The organism is Streptomyces lincolnensis (genome assembly GCF_001685355.1).
Taxonomy (GTDB): Bacteria; Actinomycetota; Actinomycetes; order Streptomycetales; family Streptomycetaceae; genus Streptomyces; species Streptomyces lincolnensis.
On record NZ_CP016438.1, the window covers coordinates 5,786,623 to 5,805,259 of the forward strand.

Genomic DNA, 18,637 nt, shown 5'->3' on the forward strand with positions numbered 1-18,637 from the left:
GTGTGGGCCCCGGTGTGTGGGTCGGCTCGGGTGTGTGGGTCGGCTCGGGTGTGTGGGTCGGCTTTCGGCTCTGGGCTAGGCCGGCGGCACCGTGTGGCCGTAGCGGAGGAGGTTCTGCGGGTCGTACGTCGACTTTGTGTGGCGTAGGCGGTCGTAGACCTCCGGGGTCCAGGCTCGGGCCCGGTCGGAATCGTCGCCCGGGGTGCCGTGCAGGTTGACCATGGTGCGGCCCGTGCCGTACGGGGCCATGGCCGTGTTCAGGGCGGTCGTGGCCCGTTCCACGGCCTCGGCCATGGGGGGTGCCGCCAGGACGCCCACCGCCTCCAGGAGGTAGGCGGCGTCCCGGGCGCAGACCGCGTCCTCCGTGGCCGCCGGGCGGGAGAGCGCGCCGCCCATGTGGCGGATCTCCACCAGGAGGAGCGGGACGTCGGGGACCTGCGGGCCCACCTGGTCGAGGAACGCCCGGATCGCTTCCGGTGGCAGGTCCCGGAGCAGGGCGCAGGACTCTCGGGCGGGGAGGGGATCCTGGGGGTCCATGTAGATGCGGTCGACCGCCGCGTACTCCATGTCCTCGACCGTGTCGATCGCTACGGGGGCCGCTGCGCGGAGGGGGGCCAGCAGGGTTTCGCCCTCCTGTGTGTCGCCCGTCCACGCGAGGCAGACCCTTGCCCAGAAGCCGCCTCGGAAGGGTTCGGGGATCTCCGGGAACGGGGGGAGGCGGAGCAGACTGAAGGTGCTGTTCATCTCCGGGGGGACGGTTCTCGTCCAGTCCGCCCAGGTGGTGAGGAGGGCTTCGGCGTGCTCGCCCTCGGTGTAGATGCCGCCGCCGAGTACGCGGGGCAGGGGGAGCAGGTCGCAGGTCAGCTCGGTGACTATGCCTACGTTGCCCTTGCCGCCCCTGAGGGCCCAGAAGAGGTCGGGGTCCGTGGTGCTGTCCGTGTGGTGGAGGGTGCCGTCGGGGGTGACGACCTCGAAGGAGCGGACCAGGTCGGCGGCGTAGCCGTAGGTTCGGCCCAGGACGGGGAGGCCGCCGCCGAGGGTGTAGCCGACGACTCCGGCGTCCGTGGAGGAGCCGTTGAGGGTGGCCAGGCCGTGGGGGGTGGCCTTGTCCAGGACGTGGCGCCACTTCGCGCCCGCGGCGATGGTGGCGGTGCGGGCTGTCTCGTCTATGCGTACGTCCGTCATGCGGGACGTGGTGATCAGTAGGCCCTGTTCTATGGGGTAGTTCGCGCCGTGGCCGGTGGCCTGGACGGCGACGGGGGTGTGGGTGGCCGAGGCCCAGCGCAGGGCCGTGACTATGTCGGCCGTGTCTGTCGCGCCGACGACCACGTCCGGGGTGTGCAGGGCGGCCAGGTTGAAGCCGGTGACCTCGTCGGCGTAGCCGTCCTCGCCGGGGTGGAGGACTGGGCCGTGGATGTCGGAGAGGGGGGTGTGAGGGGGGTGGGTGGCGGTCATTTTGTCCTCCCGGGGCGCCGGGGTGTTGGTTCTTTCAGCTTGGACCTCGGTGGGGGGTGGCGCATGTGGGGGCGTGCGATGCCTGCGGCGCGCTGTGCGGGTTCGGTGGGGGTTTCTGTAGCGCCCACGGTTGTGTGGTGGGTCGGGGCCGGGGCGGGGGGTGTCCGTCCTCGGTCCGGCGGTGCTGTGTCTTCTAGCTGTGCTGCGTGTTGGACGCCGGACGCTGCGGGCGGACACCCCCCGCCCCGTCCCCTTACCGCCGTGGGCGGCTGAGACGCCCACGGCCCGGAGGGTGCCTCATGCCTGACGGCGACTTCCGCTTTTCAGGGGCGCGGGGAACTGCGCGACCAGCCACGATGGACCCGCAGTCGCCATACGACCGAACAAGGCACCCCAGACGGCGAGACCTGCACGTCCGACTCACGGCAACCGCACCCCACGAGGCGCGCGTCCCGGCCGACGAGGCGTCGGCAAAGGGGGGCCCGGGGCGGGCGTAGCGTAGGTGGTATGACGACGTACGGTTCCTTTCCCGGTACGCGGCCGCGGCGGTTGCGGGTCAGTCCTGTGATGCGGCGGATGGTCGCGGAGACGAGGCTGCATCCGGCTGATTTCATCCTTCCGGCGTTTGTGCGGGAGGGCGTGTCGGAGCCGGTGCCGATCGCTGCGATGCCCGGGGTGGTGCAGCACACGCGGGAGACGTTGAAGAAGGCGGCGGCGGAGGCTGTGGCCGCGGGGGTTTCCGGGATCATGTTGTTCGGGGTACCGGAGGAGGACAAGAAGGATGGGGTCGGGACGGCGGGGACCGATCCCGAGGGGATTCTTCAGGTCGCGATCCGGGACGTGCGGGCGGAGGTCGGGGACGAGCTGTTGGTGATGTCCGATCTGTGTCTGGACGAGACGACGGATCACGGGCACTGCGGGGTGCTGGACGCCGAGGGGCGGGTCGACAACGACGCCACTCTGGAGCGGTACGCCGAGATGGCGCAGGTGCAGGCGGATGCCGGGGCGCATGTGGTGGGGCCCAGCGGGATGATGGACGGGCAGATCGGCGTGGTGCGAGATGCTCTCGATCAGATCGGGCGGGAGGACGTGGCGATTCTTGCTTACACGGCCAAGTACGCGTCCGCGTTCTACGGGCCCTTCCGGGAGGCTGTGGGGTCCTCTTTGAAGGGGGACCGGAAGACCTACCAGCAGGATCCCGCGAACGTGCGGGAGTCGCTGCGGGAGTTGGCGCTCGATCTGGAGGAGGGCGCCGACATGGTGATGGTCAAGCCGGCCGGGCCCTATCTGGATGTGCTGGCGCGTGTCGCCGACGCGGTGGACGTGCCGGTTGCCGCGTATCAGATCTCGGGTGAGTACTCGATGATCGAGGCCGCCGCGGAGAAGGGCTGGATCGACCGGGACCGGGCGATCCTGGAGGCGCTGACCGGTATCAAGCGGGCCGGTGCGCAGAACATCCTGACCTACTGGGCCACCGAGGTGGCGCAGAAGCTGCGTTAGGGCAGTTCCGGCGGGCGCGGCTTCTCGGTGTTGTGAGGGGCCGGGGATCTCAGGCTCGTGGCGGACGGGCCCTCGTCCCGCAGGCCCTCGCCGTCCTCGCACCCGGTGAGGGTGAGTGCCGCGAGGGCCGCCGCGGTGGCGGCGAGCAGTCGGAGGCGGGCGGGGCGTGCGGGCATGGGGTGGGCCTCTCGGTGGGCGGCAGTGGTGGCTCCACCCTGGGTGGTGGGGTGGGCCGGTCGCCACCGTTGGGGGCGGATTCGGGACGGCGTGGCCGTTCCTTCCGCTGTGACCTGCGGTGATGTCGTGTCCCGGGGTGGTGGGTCGGGACGCGGGACGGTGTTGTTCGGGGTTGGGCAGCTTCAAGTGGCACTGGGCGTTAGGTTGTTGGCCCATGGTTGTCAGTTGAATGACTGGAGACGCCGATGTCCGGTGACGCCCTCAGCCTTGACCCCGCCGAGCTGAGAAGGAGGATCGACACCACCAAGGCGCACCCCGCGCGCGTCTACGACGTCTTCCTCGGCGGCAAGGACAACTATCCCGTCGACCGGGCGGCCGCAGCCGCCGCGCTCGCCGCCAATCCGCGCGGCTATCTCGACGTACGCCACAACCGGGACTTCCTGCGGCGGGCCGTCACCTCCCTGGCGCGTGAGGACGGGATCCGGCAGTTCCTCGACATCGGGACCGGGCTGCCGACCGCGGAGAACGTGCATCAGATCGCGCAGCGGATCATCCCCGACTCGCGGGTCGTGTACGTCGACAACGATCCGGTGGTACTGGCGCACGCGCGGGCCCTGCTCACCAGTGGGCCCGAGGGGCGGACCGACTACATCGACGCCGATTTCAGGAATCCGGCGCAGATCCTGGAGCAGGCCGCCAAGACGCTGGATCTTGATCAGCCTGTGGCGTTGTGCCTGGTCGCCCTCCTGCACTTCATGGAGGACGAGGAGGCCTATCCGATCGTGCGGGAGCTGGTGGAGGCGCTGCCGTCCGGGAGCCGGCTGGTGCTGAGCCATCTGACCGAGGATCTGAATCCCGAGAACATCCGGGCCGTGCAGCGTACGTACACCGAGCGTGGGTTCACCTTCGTGCTGCGGTCGGCGGCGGAGGTGGAGCGGTTCTTCACCGAGAGCGCTCTTGAGGTCGTGGAGCCCGGGGTCGTACCGGCGCACCGGTGGCGGGGCGACAACGCGGCGCCCGTGCCCGAGCAGCCGGAGAGCTCGTATCTCGCGACCCTCGATGACATCGAGAAGGTGCGGTACGCCGACATCAACGACGTGACGGATGCCGACATCAATGTCTACGCGGCGGTGGGGAAGAGGGGTTAGGGGCGTCTCCAGGGGCTTGGGGGTTTCGGGCGTTCGTATGTCGGAATGTTGTTTGTAGGTGGCATGTATGTCTCTAGGCTGCGCATGAGTCGCCTGTGCGGCGTAGCCGAAGGAGTCGTGTCATGACCGTCGTCGAGTCTCTGGCTGTTCCTGTTCCGCCGTTGGCCGGGCGGGCCCGGGCGATCGGGGGGTCGCCCGTGCGGGACATCCTCGCCGTGACCGCCCGGCCCGAGGTCATCAACTTCGCGGGCGGGCTGCCGGCGCCGGAGTTCTTCGATCAGGAGGGCATCGCGGCCGCCTTCCGTGACGTACTCGCCGAGATGCCCGCGCGGGCCCTCCAGTACGCGCCGACGGAGGGGGAGCCGGAGCTGCGGGGTGCGCTCGCCGAGCGGATGACCGGGCGGGGGCTGGCCAGTGGGGACGGGGATGTGCTCGTCACCACCGGTTCGCAGCAGGCTCTGTCGTTGATCGCGACAGCGCTGCTGGAGCCCGGGGACACGGTCCTGGTGGAGAGTCCCTGCTACCTGGCGGCCCTCCAGGCCTTCGGTTTCGCCGGTGCTCGGGTGGTCGCCGTGCCGGGGGACGAGGACGGGATCGATCCCGTGGCGCTGGAGGATCTGGTGGTGCGGGAGCGGCCCAAGCTGCTGTACACCGTGCCGACCTTCCAGAACCCGACCGGGCGGACGCTGTCCGCCGAGCGGCGGGGCGCGGTGGCGTCGGTCGCGGCCCGGCGGGGGCTGTGGATCGTCGAGGACGATCCGTACGGCGAACTGCGCTTCGAGGGGGAGCGGGTGCCGTGGATCGCCTCGTGGGAGGAAGCGCGTGACCGGGTGGTTCTGCTCGGGTCCTTCTCCAAGGTCATGGCTCCCGGGCTGAGGCTGGGCTGGCTGCGGGCGCCGGGTGAACTGCTGCGGGCCTGCGTCGTCGCCAAGCAGGCGGCCGATCTGCACACCCCGACCGTCAACCAGCTCGCCGCGGCGCGGTACCTGGCCGACCGGGATCTGGACGCCCATGTCCGGCGGGTGGCCGGGGCCTATCGGGAGCGCCGGGACGCCATGGTGGCCGGGCTGCCGGGTGTCCTGCCCGACGGGTCCACCTGGACGCGGCCCGAGGGCGGGATGTTCCTGTGGGCGCGGCTGCCTTCGTCGTACGACACGACCGCGCTGCTGCGGCAGGTGGTGCGGCGCGATGTGGCGTACGTGCCGGGCGCGCCCTTCTTCGCTGGGGAGCCCGACCGGTCGACCATGCGCCTGTGCTTCGTGACGCAGACACCCGAGGAGATCGGGGAAGGGCTGCGGCGGCTGGGGGAGGGACTGGCGGAGGCCTAGGACCAAAGGCCGAAGGGGGCTCCTGCCGTGGATTGTGGGAGAGGACGTCGGGGGCGCCTACGTTGTGAGGTATGCCCGATGACGCAGTGGAATTCGATCTCGACGCCTACCTCAAGCGGATCGGTTGGGAGGGGGAGCGGCGGGCCGATCTGGTGACGCTGAAGGGGGTGCATCTGGCGCATGTGCGGGGCATCCCCTTCGAGAATCTGGAGGCTCTCAGTGGCAGGGCGCCGTCTCTCGGTCCCGCTGATCTGATGGCCAAGCTCGTCCACGGGTGGCGTGGTGGTTACTGCTACGAGCACAACACGCTGTTCTCGCTCGCCCTGGACGCCCTCGGGTTCCGGGTGAAGGCGCTGCTGACCGCACGGGTCGTCCTGGGCGCCAAGACGATGGAGAGCCGGCCGCGCACCCACATGGCACTGCTCGTCGAGGTGCCGGGGGATCCGCGGCCGTATCTCGCCGATGTCGGGTTCGGCGCGACCGGGGCGTTGCTGGAGCCGGTGCCGCTGGTCGCCGGTGCCGAGTTCCGGGATGCCGGGCGGCTCCATCGGCTGGTGCACGTGCCGCATCACGGGCCGTTGGAGATGTGGGTGCTGGAGGCCCATGACTCGGGTGTCGGGGGCTGGGTGGCGCAGTACGCGTTCACCCTGGAGCCGTTCGAGAAGTCCGACTTCGAGGTCATCAACTGGCATGTCGCGACGAATCCGCGGTCGCCCTTCGCGCAGAGCCTGTACGTCCAGCACCTCAGCGGCGAGCGGCATCTGTTGCTGCACGGCCGTCTCCTCATCGAGACGCGGGTCGACGACGGGAGAGTGAGGGAGCGGCAGGTGGCGGACGCGGCCGAGGTGCGGCGGCTGTTGGAGGAGGAGTTCGGGGTCGTGGCCCCGCCGGGGGCGGTTCTGTAGGGGCGGGGCCGGTCAGTCGCTCCCGGGGGCGGTCAGTCCCACCAGAAGTGCCAGGCGGGCCGGCCGACGAGCCGGCGCTCGGCATACTCGGCCAGGGTCGTGTCGCTGCCCTGCCAGATGATGTCCGGGCAGAAGGCGAAGTGCTCGGCGGCGAGGGCCTGGGCGTCGGACAGGGTGGTGGGCGGGGCCGCGACGGACACCAGCAGGTGGTCGAAGCCGAGCGCCACGACCCGTATGCCGTAGCGGTCCTCCCAGGAACGCAGGACCGCCGAGATACGGGCGGTGTCGCCCTCGTGGTTCATCGGGCCCGTCCAGCCGATCGCCGTGGGGATGTCGGCGCTGCGGCGGGCGGGGACGAGGGCGAGGCGGGGATCCTTGAGCGGGCCGCCCGCCAGGAGGGAGTCGGCGATCTCGGCGGCCACGGTGTCCGGGTCGTCGTCCTCGGCGGCTTCGGGCTCCTCGGCCAGGCCGGGCCACTCCTCGCCCTCCGCGGCGGACGCCTCCCACAGGTCGGCCAGCACCTCCTCGGCGTCGTGATCCCCGGGGTAGGACATCTCGCCGGGCATCAAGTCCCAGCCCTCCGGGGCGCCTTGGGAACCGTCGGCCTCGATCGTCACCGGCAGCAGGCCGAGCGCGCGGGGGGCGTGCCGCAGGGCGTCCCAGGTGCCGGGGGCGGCCAGGTCGTCGGCCAGCCACAGCAGCGGCTCGTGCCACGGGCCCTCGTCCGTCGTGTCGATCAGCCGGCCGGGCGGGAGTGCGAGACCGAGGGACGCGAGCCTCGGCAGCGGGTTCGGAAGTGTCGCCATGCCGGTGACTGTAGGGGCAGCCACTGACAACGGGTCCGGGGTGCCGCCGGAGCTCGCGCGGGAACGGCCGAGGCCGCCCCCGCCCCGGCCGTCACAGACGCTCGGGCGTCCTGATGCTCAGCAGCGACATGCCCTTGTGGAGGGTGCGGGCCGTCATGTCGCACAGGAACAGGCGGTTCTCCACGACGTCCTGCGCGGGGCGCGGCCTGATCACCGGGCACTGGTCGTAGAACGTCGTGAACAGCGACGCCAGTTGGTACAGGTAGGCGGCCACCTTGTGGGGTGCGTACTCCGCCGTCGCCTCGAAGACCGCGGTGCCGAACGCGTCCAGGTGCAGGCCCAACGCGCGCTCCGCCGGGGCCAGTTCGAGCTCCGGGTGCGGTGTCGGGGCCGCGTCCTCCGCCTTGCGCAGGATCGACCTGATCCGGGCGTAGGCGTACTGGAGGTACACGCTCGTGTCGCCGTTCAGCGAGACCATCTGGTCCAGGTCGAACTTGTAGTCCCGGCTCGGCGAGGTCGACAGGTCCGCGTACTTCACGGCGCCGATGCCGACGTACCGGCCGTTCTCGGCGATCTCCTCCTCGGTCAGGCCCGCCTTCTCGGCCTTCTCCCGGACGACCGCCGTGGCCCGCTCGACGGCCTCGTCGAGCAGGTCCTCCAGCTTCACCGTCTCGCCCTCACGGGTCTTGAACGGCTTGCCGTCCGCGCCGAGCACCGTGCCGTAGCCCATGTTGTGCGCGGTGACCTCGTCGCTGAGCCAGCCCGCCCGCCGGGCCGTCTCGAAGACCATCTTGAAGTGCAGCGACTGCCGGACGTCCACGACGTAGAGCAGCGAGGTCGCGTTCAGGTCGGTGACCCGGTTGCGGATCGCGGACAGGTCGGACGCCGCATAGCCGAAGCCGCCGTCCGCCTTCTGCACGATCAGCGGCACGGGCTGGTCGTCCTTGCCCCGGATCTCGTCGAAGAACACGACGAGCGCGCCCTCGGAGCGGACCGCGACGCCGGACTCCTCAAGGAGCCGCGCGGTCTCCGGCATCATGTCGTTGTACGCGGACTCGCCGACGATCTCCTCGTCGCGGATCTCCATGTCGAGCTTCTCGAAGACGGAGTAGAAGTAGACCTTCGACTCGTCCACGAACTGCTGCCACAGGTCGAGGGTCTCCTTGTCGCCGGACTGGAGGGCGACGACCCTCTTGCGGGCCCGCTCCTTGAACTCCTCGTCGGAGTCGAAGACCGCACGGGAGGCCTTGTAGACGCGGTTCAGGTTCGACATGGCCTGCTCGCCGTCGACGGCGTCGGGCGGAGCCAGCTCGCCCGGGTGCTCGAACAGGTACTGGATGAGCATGCCGAACTGGGTGCCCCAGTCGCCGATGTGGTGCCGGCCGATCGTCCGCTCGCCGGTGAAGTCGAGCATGCCGCGCAGCGCGTCGCCGATCACCGCGGAGCGCAGGTGGCCGACGTGCATCTCCTTCGCCACGTTCGGCTGGGCGTAGTCGACGACCGTGATGCCCGGCGTCTCCTTCGGCGGCACGCCGAGGCGGTCGGCGTCGGCGTAGCGCGCGGCGAGGGTCTCGGTGATCGCCCCGTCCGTGATCGTGATGTTCAGGAAGCCGGGGCCCGAGACCTCGATCTCCTTGATCACGTCACCCGACTCGACCCGCCCGACGACCTGCGTCGCCAGCTCCCGCGGGTTCGCCTTGGCCTTCTTGGCGAGCGCCAGGATGCCGTTCGCCTGGAAGTCCGCCCGGTCGCTACGTCGCAGCAACGGATCCGCGGAGTCGGCGTCCGGCAGAGCGGCCGTGAGGGCCGCCGCGAGACGCTGCTGGACGGAGTCGCTGAGGGACGTGACCGAGGTCATAGGAGGGGGTGCCGTTCTCCTCGTGGGGATCGATGGACACGGCCAGTATCCCATGGGGGTAAAGCCGTTTTCCCGGGCGCGACGCGGTCTGGGAGAATGGGGCCACCATCAATGCCTTGAGTAAAGAGGACGTGCCGATCGTGGCTCAGAGCACCGAGACCACCGACTGGGTCTCCCGTTTCGCGGATGAGGTCATCGAGGAGTCGGAGCGTCGGGCCCCGGGCAAACCCGTCGTCGTCGCGTCCGGGCTGTCGCCGTCCGGGCCCATCCACCTGGGGAACCTGCGCGAGGTGATGACCCCGCACCTCGTCGCCGACGAGATCCGGCGGCGCGGGCACCAGGTCCGGCACCTGATCTCCTGGGACGACTACGACCGCTACCGCAAGGTGCCGGCCGGTATCGCCGGGGTCGACGAGTCGTGGGCCGAGCACATCGGCAAGCCGCTGACCTCCGTGCCGGCCCCCGAGGGCTCCGCGCACGCCAACTGGGCCGAGCACTTCAAGGCCGCCATGGTCGACGCGCTCGCCGAGCTGGGTGTCGAGTTCGACGGGATCAGCCAGACCGCGCAGTACACCTCCGGGGTCTACCGCGAGCAGATCCTGCACGCGATGAAGCACCGCGGTGACATCGACGCGATCCTCGACCAGTACCGCACCAAGAAGGCCCCCGCCGCTGCGAAGAAGCAGCAGAAGCCCGTGGACGAGGCCGAGCTGGAGGCCGCCGAGGGGTCGGGCGCGGCCGCCGAGGACGACGGCAGCTCCGGGGCCGCCGGCTACTTCCCGTACAAGCCCTACTGCGGCAACTGCGCGAAGGACCTCACCACGGTCATCTCCTACGACGACGGCACCACCGAGCTGTCGTACACCTGCAACGCCTGCGGTTTCGCCGAGACCGTCCGGCTGAGCGAGTTCAACCGCGGCAAGCTGGTCTGGAAGGTCGACTGGCCGATGCGCTGGGCGTACGAGGGCGTCGTGTTCGAGCCGTCCGGCGTCGACCACTCCTCGCCCGGCTCGTCGTTCCAGGTGGGCGGCCAGATCGTCGGGATCTTCGGCGGCAAGCAGCCCATCGGGCCGATGTACGCCTTCGTGGGCATCTCCGGCATGGCCAAGATGTCGTCCTCCAAGGGCGGGGTCCCCACCCCCGGGGACGCCCTGAAGATCATGGAGCCGCAGCTGCTGCGCTGGCTCTACGCCCGCCGCAGGCCCAACCAGTCCTTCAAGATCGCCTTCGACCAGGAGATCCAGCGGCTCTACGACGAGTGGGACAAGCTCGACGCCAAGGTCGCGGACGGCTCCGCCCTCCCCGCCGACATCGCCGCGCACTCCCGCGCGGTGCGCACGGCGGGCGGTGAACTGCCGCGTACCCCGCGGCCGATGCCGTACCGGACGCTGGCCTCCGTCGCCGACATCACCGCCGGGCACGAGGACCAGGCGCTGCGGATCCTCAGCGAACTCGACCCCACCGACCCGCTCGCCGCGCTCGACGCGGTACGGCCGCGGTTCGACAAGGCCGAGGCCTGGATCAACACGCACGTGCCCGCCGACCAGCGGACCATCGTGCGCGACGAGCCCGACGCCGAGCTGCTGAAGTCCCTCGACGAGGCGTCCCAGCAGTCGCTGCGGCTGCTGCTCGACGGACTCGCCTCGCACTGGTCGCTCGACGGACTGACCCACCTCGTGTACGGCGTGCCCAAGGTGCAGGCCGGGTTCTCCGCCGACGCCACGCCGAAGGAGCTGCCGGCCGAGATCAAGACCGCCCAGCGGACCTTCTTCGCCCTGCTGTACCACCTGCTGGTCGGGCGGGACACGGGGCCGCGACTGCCCACGCTGCTGCTGGCGGTGGGACAGGAGCGGGTGCGGGCCCTGCTCGGGGAGTAGGTAGGCCTGTTCTACGACGATGGGGGCGCCCGGTGTTCGCCGGGCGCCCCCATCGTCGTACCGCCGTGCGGTCAGGCGATGTGGTCCTCTTCCAGTTCCGCGTTGTAGCGGTTGGTGAAGCGGTTGACCATGCGCTTCATGTCCTCCGGCGGGAGGGCGATGCTGAACTCGGCCTCGACGTTCTCGCCGAACTCACGGGGAGTGGGGTAGCCGCTGCCGCTTATCGACTGCTTGAAGACCTGGTAGTACGACTCCTCGTCCGGCTCGAACTCCGGGAGGCCGCCGCCCTCGCCCAGCTCGCGGGTGCGATTGGGGCCCACGGGGATGGGGAAGGTGCCCGTCTCCTCCGGCTCCAGGCGGTACTGCTCCTCGTACTGCTCCGCCTGCTGCTGCTCCGCGTACCACTGCTCGTACTGCTCCTGCGGGTTGTACGCGGGGTTGTAGCCGCCCTGGTAGTCGATCTGGCGGGGGGCCTCGAACCAGGGGCTCTGGTCGGGCCCCGGCTCGATGCCCTGCTGCTCGGCGGACTGCTCGGACGGCTGCGCGGGGGGCTGCTCGGACGGCTGCTCAAGGGGCTGTTCGGAAGGCCGCTCGCCGCGAGGTGCCGCGTTCTGCGGGACGGGCGCCGTCTCGGCCGCACGCCGGACCGCGGCCACGGCCTGTTCCACGGCCGGTTCCGGAGCCGCGGTCAGCTCCTGCTGCGGCACCGGAGGCAGGAGCATCGGCTCGATGCCCGCCGCTGCCAGGCCCGCCGGGGCGGTCTCCGCCAGCGGGACGCCGTAGCGGGCCAGGCGCAGGGGCATCAGGGACTCGACCGGGGCCTTGCGGCGCCAGGCCCGGCCGAAGCGGGAGCGCAGACGGGCCTGGTAGACGAGACGTTCCTGCTCCAGCTTGATGACCTGCTCGTAGGAGCGCAGCTCCCAGAGCTTCATACGGCGCCACAGGAGGAAGGTGGGGACGGGGGAGAGGAGCCAGCGGGTGAGGCGGACGCCCTCCATGTGCTTGTCCGCCGTGATGTCGGCTATGCGGCCGATGGCATGGCGGGCCGCCTCCACGGAGACCACGAACAGAATCGGGATCACCGCGTGCATGCCGACACCCAGCGGGTCCGGCCAGGCCGCCGCGCCGTTGAAGGCGATCGTGGCGGCCGTCAGCAGCCACGCCGTCTGGCGCAGCAGGGGGAACGGGATACGGATCCACGTCAGCAGGAGGTCCAGGGCCAGCAGGACGCAGATGCCCGCGTCGATACCGATCGGGAAGACGTAACTGAAGTTCCCGAAGCCCTTCTGGAGGGCGAGTTCACGCACCGCCGCGTAGGACCCCGCGAAGCCGATGCCGGCGATGACGACGGCGCCCGCGACGACCACGCCGATCAGAACTCGGTGCGTTCGTGTCAACTGAAGTGGCGCGGCCACCCGTACTCCCCTCCCCATGCATGTCGTTGCGCGCAACAGGGTGGCACATGTGTACGGCGGACGTGGTGCCGGTACGGCCGGAGCCCGGTCCCTTCAGGGGGCCGGGCTCCGTCAAAAGGCCGGTGTGAGCTGCGCGTTACGGCTCGTGTGTGACAGTCAGCTCTTCTTCGACGCAGAGGGGGAGGGGGACGGCGACTTCGAGGACGCGGCCTTCGAAGCCGACGCCGAGGCCGACGGAGACGGCGACTTCGACGCGCCCTTGGACGGCGAGGGCGAAGGACTCGCCGCGCCCGCGTCGCCGCCCGTGCCCTCGCCGTTGGCGGCCGACACCGCGGCCACGGCCTCCTTGGTGGCCTTCTCGGCGAGCTTGGTCAGCGACTCCGCGCTCGGGGTCTTCTCACCGGCGAGACCGGCACCGTTGTAGTCGAGCGTGATGACGACGTTCTCGACGCGCGTGACGACCGTCTGCTGCTTGAAGGAGCCTTCCTTCTTCTTCAGGTCGTACGTCACCGTCGTCGCCGCGTCACCCGTCCCGGACACCGCCTTCGACTTGGTGTTCTTCGCGCCCGCCGAGGACTGGGCGTCCTGGATCTGCTTGTCGTAGTACGCCTGCGCCTGCTCCTCGCCCGAACCGCGCGAGGTGTCCGACTCGAACCGCAGCAGCGAGACGTTCAGCCAGCGGAACTGGGAGCCCTTGACGCCGTTGTTGTCCAGGCTGCTCCACGAGCAGCTGGAACGTGCGTCCGCCTCGTCCGCCGTGCCCTCCTTGCCGGACTTCCCCTTCGGGACGAGTTCGCCCAGCGTCTTCTTCGTCACCGCCCCGCACGCCTTCGGCAGCGACTTGTACACCGCCGCCTGCACCGTCGGCGACGGACTCGCCGACGCCGACGCGGCCGTGTCCGCGCTCTTGCCGCCGCTGTCGGCGTCGCCGGAGCCGGAGTCCGAGGAGCAGCCGGCCACGATCAGCGTCACGGGGACGGCGGCCGCGCAGACAAGGACGCGGCCGAGGCCCCGGCCCCGACGCTTCGCTCGCTGGTCACCCTGGTCTCGCTGTGCTGGTCGCTGCATGGTTCCTTCACTCATGACGCTCGTGATTCCTGCCGTCGGATCGGGTCCGAGGGGCCACGGTACGCGGTGAGGCTGCCGTGCGGACGTGCTTCGACGGCTTCGTGTGCACGCGTGAGGGGCGTGTGAAGAGGGGTCAGCCGGACAGCGAGTCCGCCAGCTGAGCGGCCAGATTCCTGGCCTTGTCCTGCATTTCCTTGCTGTCCGGGGCCACGCCGATCGTCGTCGGCTGCTCCACGTACTCGATCGTCACGATGACATTGGACGTGCGGAACGCCACAGTCACCGTGCGCTGCTGGGCCGTCGAGCCGGAGCTGCTCAACGCGTCGTCGAGGAACGCCTCGTCGCCCAGATCCTCCAAGAGACGGGGCTGGAGGAGGGAGGGAGTGACCGACGGGGAGGGCGACCCCGAGGAAGGGGAACCGGAGGGGGAGCCGGAGGAGGACGCGGAGGACGCGGGGGGCGTCGGGGAGGCCGAGGCCGACGCGGAGTCGGTCGGGGTGCCCGTCGGGCTCGCCGGCTCGGACGCCGTCGGCTCCGGCAGGTCGGCCGCCGCCTCCAGCTTCGCGAACTGCTGCTCCGCCTGGCCGTCGCCGCTCACCGCACTGTCGTAGGACACCACCCGCTCGAAGTCGACCAGCAGATGGTCGGTGGCGTCCGTGGACTCCACCTTCCAGCGGCAGCCGACCTTGCGGTCCGTGTCGTACGTCAGGGTCGCCTCGCCCTCGTACGCCGTCGTCCGCTGCTCCTCGTCCGTGATCTGCTTGATGCCGGGCAGCATCGCGTCGAGGGTGCCCCGGCCGACGGAGCCGCAGGGTTCGGGGAGCGTGCGGTACCGGCCCGGCTGGGCGGGGGCCGTCGCGGTGCCGGGGTCGCCGGGGTTGGAGTCGTCCGTCGTGCCGGTGTCCCCGGAGCTTCCGGTGCAGCCGGCCAGCAGGGCCGCGAGGAGTGCGGCGATGCCGGGTACATAGGCCTTCCGCTGCACGGTGAGGCTCCTCTCGACGGTGTCGCGGTGCCCGGTCCTGTTGCCGGTCCGCAGCCGGGTTCTTCAGTGTCCCCGCTGGTTAATCGCTTGCCGCGGGGGGTCGTGCCCTGGAGACAATGTGTATCGCACGCATGGCCGTGGACGCCGGTCCGTTGTCCCTTTTCATTGACCTTGGCGCCGGTTTTGCGATTTAAGACTTCTGTTGGTTTCCGGGGGAATGAGGACGATATGTCGTACGTGGAAATGCCGGGCGCGAAGGTTCCGATCCGTATGTGGACCGACCCGGCGTCGGTCGAGGAGGGCGCGCTTCAGCAGCTCCGCAACGTGGCGACCCTGCCGTGGGTCCAGGGGCTGGCTGTCATGCCGGACGTCCACTACGGCAAGGGGGCGACGGTCGGGTCTGTCATCGCGATGCAGGGTGCCGTGTGTCCGGCGGCGGTCGGTGTCGACATCGGCTGCGGGATGTCTGCCGTGAAGACGTCTCTCACCGCGAACGACCTCCCGGGGGACCTGTCCCGGTTGCGGTCGAAGATCGAGCAGGCGATTCCCGTGGGGCGGGGAATGCATGACGATCCCGTCGATCCGGGCGGCTTCCACGGCCTTGCCACCGCGGGGTGGGAGGACTTCTGGGGGCGGTTCGAGGGGGTAGCGGATGCGGTCAAGTTCCGTCACGATCGCGCTGAAAAGCAGATGGGAACGCTCGGCGGAGGGAACCACTTTGTCGAGGTCTGCACGGATATGATCGGTTCTGTCTGGCTGATGCTGCACTCCGGTTCGCGGAACATCGGCAAGGAACTGGCCGAGTTCCACATCGGCGTCGCCCAGAAGCTGCCGCACAACCAGGGGCTGGTCGACCGGGACCTCGCCGTCTTCGTCGCGGACACCCCGCAGATGGCGGCGTACCGCAACGACCTGTTCTGGGCGCAGGAGTACGCCAAGTACAACCGCACGCTGATGATGGCGCTCCTGAAGGACGTGATCCGCAGGGAGTTCAAGAAGGCGAAGCCGGCCTTCGAGGCGGAGATCAGCGCCCACCACAACTACGTCGCGGAGGAGCGCTACGACGGTATGGACCTGCTCGTGACCCGCAAGGGCGCGATCCGGGCCGGTTCCGGCGAGTTCGGGATCATCCCGGGCTCGATGGGCACGGGGTCGTACATCGTGAAGGGCCTCGGCAACGAGAAGTCCTTCAACTCGGCTTCCCACGGGGCGGGTCGGCGGATGAGCCGCACCGCGGCGAAGCGGCGCTTCTCAACGAAGGACCTGGAGGAGCAGACGCGGGGCGTGGAGTGCCGTAAGGACTCCGGTGTCGTGGACGAGATCCCGGGTGCGTACAAGTCGATCGACCAGGTCATCGACCAGCAGCGGGACCTCGTGGAGGTCGTGGCGAAGCTGAAGCAGGTCGTCTGCGTGAAGGGTTGAGCCGCACGGCGGACGGTGAGCCGCACGGCGGACAGGGTGAGGCCCCCGGTGTCGTACCGGGGGCCTCGCGCATGCCGTCGTCGGCTCGCTCAGAGCTCCCGGTGGACCTTCGTGTTGGACGCCTGGGCTCGGGGGCGGAGGACGAGGAGGTCTACGTTGACGTGGCTGGGGCGGGTGATGGTCCAGGTGATGGTGTCGGCGACGTCGTCGGCCGTCAGGGGTTCGGCGACGCCCTGGTAGACCTTCTCCGCCTTCTCCTTGTCGCCGGCGAAACGGGTGAGGGCGAACTCGTCGGTCTTGACCATGCCGGGGGCGATCTCGATGACGCGGACGGGGCGGCCGACGATCTCCAGGCGGAGGGTCTCGGCGAGGACGTGGGCGCCGTGCTTGGCGGCGACGTAGCCTCCGCCGCCCTCGTAGGTGCTGTGGCCGGCGGTGGAGGAGACGACGACGATCGTGCCGTCGCCGCTCGCGTCGAGCTTGGGGAGCAGGGCCTGGGTGAGGTTCAGGGTGCCGATGACGTTGGTCTCGTACATCGTGCGCCAGTCGGCCGGGTCGCCGGTCGCGACCGGGTCGGCGCCGAGGGCCCCGCCGGCGTTGTTGACCAGGACGCCGATCGTCTTGAAGGCCGTGGCGAACTCGTCCACCGCGGTGCGGTCGGTGACGTCGAGGGCATAGGCCGTCGCGTGGTGGCCCGCCGCGGTGATCTCCTCCGCCAGCGCCTCGATACGGTCCTTGCGGCGGGCGGTGAGGACGACGCGGTAGCCGGCCTCGGCGAGCCGGCGTGCCGTGGCGGCACCGATGCCGCTGCTCGCGCCGGTGACGACGGCGATGCGGGAGGCGGCGGACGGGGCGGCGGGGGCCATGGGCTTGCTCCTCGTGCGGTCGGGATGCGTGCGTTCGTACGTACGACTGGCTGTCGTCAGGATAGGTGGGCGTGCCGCCGGGGCGGCCGGTGATCCCGCTGTGCGGTCGGTGCCCGACGGGGTGCGGTGGGACAATGGGGTGGGTGATCCTCCGACCGTGTGGAGGTGGAACATGGGAGAGGCGCGCGAGGTCATGGACCGGCTCACGGACGCGCTGACCGCGCATCCCGATCTGAAGGCCATCGGCGAGCTGTACGCCGAGGACGCCGTCGCCCTCACCCCCGACGAGGGGGAGATCCGCGGGCGCGACGGCATCGTCGAGTACTGGCGGCAGATGACGGAGGCGGTCCCCGAGGCCACGTTCGAGACGGTGCACTCGTACGAGGTCGGGGACACGGCCATCGACGAGGGTGTCTTCAGCGGACGCAACTCCGGGCCGCTGCACCTGCCCACCGGGGAGACGCTCCCCGCGACGCAGAAGGAGATCCGGATCCGCGGGGTGGACATCGCCACCGTGAAGGACGGGCGGATCGTGGACTACCGGCTCTACTTCGACGAGATGGAGTTCCTGGGGCAGCTGGGACTGCTGCCCGACCAGCCGTCCTGAGCGAGTCGTTTCGAGCGGGTCGCTCTGAGCGGTGTCACCTGATGGACGGCGCCTGTCGCTCGCTCCTCGTGGGATACATCCCGTGTCGGTTACGGGTGTGGCGGAGCGAGGAGTGGGTGGCATGCGGGCAGGGCTGCGGTTGCGGGGCCTGGTGGTGTGGGGGGTCGCCCTGGCGGTGGTGGGCGGTGCGGTGCCGGTCGCGGGGGCGGTCGGGGACGGCCCGGCCGAGGGCTGGGCCGACGGTGGGCCCGAGGCGGATCTCGCCTATCACGGCCTCGCCCGGATGGCCTCCGGCCGGGTGGACGTGCGGTTCACGCCGCGCAACCACGGGCCGTCGGCGGTGCCGGACGCGACGGTGCGGCTGCGCTGGTCGGAACCGCTGGTGGACCGGCAGGCGATGCCGGAGGGGTGTGCGCGGTCGGGACGGCAGGTCGTGCTGTGCCGGATCGGGGCGCTGGCCGCGGACGGTCTGGGGGAGCGGGTCGAGCTGCGGGTGCGGCTGCTGGGTATGCCGTCCGAGGTGCTGCTGGAGATCGACACGGTGTGGAGCGGCGGGGCGGTGGACCGCAACCGGCTCAACGACCGGCAGCGGGTGCTCGTGCTGGACACGGGGGACGAGTACTACTTCTGAGCGCCGGCCCCGGCGTCGACCGCGGCACCGGCACCGGCTGCGACACCGGCGTCTTCGGTGTCGTAGCGCTCGCGTGCCTCGTGCACTTCCTCGAGGTGGGTCTCCGCCCAGTTCTTCCGGGGTGGCGGTGACCGCGCTGGCCCGTGCGGGGGACGAGGAGTTCATACGGTCCCTGGGTGCGGTGGACTTCGTGAGTGGCGGGGTCGGGGCGGGGCGCTTCGATGCCGTCCTGGACGCGGCCGTCCTCGGTGGGCCGGCCCTGGAGTGGGTGCGGGACGCGGGGTGCCTACCTGGGTGTCATTCCTGAGGCGCATCCGGCTTCGGTGCGCGGGGTGCGGACCGCCTCGGTCGGGTTTCAGGCCGACGGGGCCCGGCTCGCGGAGCTGGTCGGGCTGGTGGACGAGGGGGCGCTGACTCTCCGGGTGGCCGGGACGTACCCCTTGGGCGAGGCGTCGAAGGCGCATGCCCGGCTGGCGGGGTGCGGGGGGCGGTTGGTGCTGGTGCCGTAGGGGCGGGTGCGCGACCCGGCCGCCCGGTCGGTTCCGGATGGGTTACGGCCATGGGGATCATCGATCCGGAGCCCGGTGACCAC

At 70.4% G+C, this 18,637-nt stretch carries 16 protein-coding genes and 1 pseudogene; 9 read left to right on the forward strand and 8 right to left on the reverse strand.

Features of this window, described 5'->3' with window-relative positions; genetic code table 11:
* Positions 1-75: 75 nt before the first annotated feature.
* The gene (locus SLINC_RS25835; protein ID WP_067437597.1) at positions 76-1,455 is read right to left on the reverse strand and encodes an FAD-binding oxidoreductase; all 1,380 of its coding nucleotides are present in this window, start codon (positions 1,453-1,455) and stop codon (positions 76-78) included.
* A gap of 507 nt (positions 1,456-1,962) precedes the next feature.
* Here SLINC_RS25835 and hemB point away from each other — a divergent pair.
* The gene (gene hemB / locus SLINC_RS25840; RefSeq protein ID WP_067437599.1) at positions 1,963-2,955 is read left to right on the forward strand and encodes a porphobilinogen synthase; all 993 of its coding nucleotides are present in this window, start codon (positions 1,963-1,965) and stop codon (positions 2,953-2,955) included.
* Here the strand turns inward: hemB and SLINC_RS25845 are convergent.
* Complete coding sequence (locus SLINC_RS25845) at positions 2,952-3,131, reverse strand: hypothetical protein (RefSeq protein WP_067437600.1); 180 nt, start codon at positions 3,129-3,131, stop codon at positions 2,952-2,954. The two genes, hemB and SLINC_RS25845, sit on opposite strands and share 4 nt — an antisense overlap.
* 246 nt (positions 3,132-3,377) lie before the next feature.
* Between SLINC_RS25845 and SLINC_RS25850 the strand changes: the two genes are divergently transcribed.
* From SLINC_RS25850 to SLINC_RS25860, 3 genes are all read left to right on the forward strand, one after another.
* Positions 3,378-4,280, forward strand: a complete 903-nt coding sequence (locus tag SLINC_RS25850) for an SAM-dependent methyltransferase (RefSeq protein WP_067437602.1) — start codon at positions 3,378-3,380, stop codon at positions 4,278-4,280.
* Between the two features lie 122 nt (positions 4,281-4,402).
* A complete protein-coding gene (locus SLINC_RS25855; RefSeq protein WP_067437604.1) occupies positions 4,403-5,608 on the forward strand; it encodes an aminotransferase-like domain-containing protein in 1,206 nt (401 codons plus the stop codon).
* A 71-nt stretch (positions 5,609-5,679) separates the two neighbouring features.
* Positions 5,680-6,513 (forward strand): arylamine N-acetyltransferase family protein, encoded by an 834-nt coding sequence (locus SLINC_RS25860; protein WP_067437606.1) that lies wholly within the window; start codon positions 5,680-5,682, stop codon positions 6,511-6,513.
* A 32-nt stretch (positions 6,514-6,545) separates the two neighbouring features.
* Here the strand turns inward: SLINC_RS25860 and SLINC_RS25865 are convergent, their stop codons facing one another.
* Positions 6,546-7,319 (reverse strand): DUF4253 domain-containing protein, encoded by a 774-nt coding sequence (locus SLINC_RS25865; protein ID WP_067437608.1) that lies wholly within the window; start codon positions 7,317-7,319, stop codon positions 6,546-6,548.
* A gap of 91 nt (positions 7,320-7,410) precedes the next feature.
* Positions 7,411-9,177 (reverse strand): arginine--tRNA ligase, encoded by a 1,767-nt coding sequence (gene argS / locus SLINC_RS25870; protein ID WP_067437609.1) that lies wholly within the window; start codon positions 9,175-9,177, stop codon positions 7,411-7,413.
* 131 nt (positions 9,178-9,308) lie between these two features.
* On the opposite strand from argS, the gene lysS reads away from it, so the two are divergent.
* A complete protein-coding gene (lysS, locus tag SLINC_RS25875) occupies positions 9,309-11,054 on the forward strand; it encodes a lysine--tRNA ligase (RefSeq protein WP_067437611.1) in 1,746 nt (581 codons plus the stop codon).
* 71 nt (positions 11,055-11,125) lie between these two features.
* Here lysS and SLINC_RS25880 read toward each other — a convergent pair whose 3' ends face one another.
* The 3 genes from SLINC_RS25880 to SLINC_RS25890 all read right to left on the reverse strand — a co-directional run bounded on the left by SLINC_RS25880 (position 11,126) and on the right by SLINC_RS25890 (position 14,519).
* Positions 11,126-12,469: a DUF2637 domain-containing protein gene (locus SLINC_RS25880; protein ID WP_079164730.1), complete on the reverse strand. Its 1,344-nt coding sequence runs from the start codon at positions 12,467-12,469 to the stop codon at positions 11,126-11,128.
* Positions 12,470-12,625: 156 nt separating this feature from the next.
* Positions 12,626-13,552, reverse strand: coding sequence for a DUF3558 family protein (locus SLINC_RS25885; RefSeq protein WP_079164731.1), 927 nt, complete (start codon positions 13,550-13,552; stop codon positions 12,626-12,628).
* Positions 13,553-13,670: 118 nt separating this feature from the next.
* A complete protein-coding gene (locus SLINC_RS25890) occupies positions 13,671-14,519 on the reverse strand; it encodes a hypothetical protein (RefSeq protein WP_067437616.1) in 849 nt (282 codons plus the stop codon).
* A gap of 228 nt (positions 14,520-14,747) precedes the next feature.
* Between SLINC_RS25890 and SLINC_RS25895 the strand changes: the two genes are divergently transcribed.
* Positions 14,748-15,941: an RtcB family protein gene (locus SLINC_RS25895; RefSeq protein WP_067437618.1), complete on the forward strand. Its 1,194-nt coding sequence runs from the start codon at positions 14,748-14,750 to the stop codon at positions 15,939-15,941.
* A gap of 89 nt (positions 15,942-16,030) precedes the next feature.
* Here SLINC_RS25895 and SLINC_RS25900 read toward each other — a convergent pair whose 3' ends face one another.
* Positions 16,031-16,807: an SDR family NAD(P)-dependent oxidoreductase gene (locus SLINC_RS25900; protein ID WP_067437620.1), complete on the reverse strand. Its 777-nt coding sequence runs from the start codon at positions 16,805-16,807 to the stop codon at positions 16,031-16,033.
* A gap of 172 nt (positions 16,808-16,979) precedes the next feature.
* Between SLINC_RS25900 and SLINC_RS25905 the strand changes: the two genes are divergently transcribed.
* The 3 genes and pseudogenes from SLINC_RS25905 to SLINC_RS25915 form a co-directional block, all read left to right on the forward strand.
* Positions 16,980-17,414 carry an ester cyclase gene (locus SLINC_RS25905; RefSeq protein WP_067437621.1) on the forward strand — a complete coding sequence of 145 codons (435 nt, stop codon included), beginning with the start codon at positions 16,980-16,982 and terminating at the stop codon, positions 17,412-17,414.
* Between the two features lie 121 nt (positions 17,415-17,535).
* Positions 17,536-18,045 (forward strand): hypothetical protein, encoded by a 510-nt coding sequence (locus SLINC_RS25910; RefSeq protein WP_067437623.1) that lies wholly within the window; start codon positions 17,536-17,538, stop codon positions 18,043-18,045.
* A 118-nt stretch (positions 18,046-18,163) separates the two neighbouring features.
* Positions 18,164-18,554: pseudogene (locus SLINC_RS25915) on the forward strand (zinc-binding dehydrogenase); the annotation flags it as partial.
* Positions 18,555-18,637 lie beyond the last annotated feature (83 nt).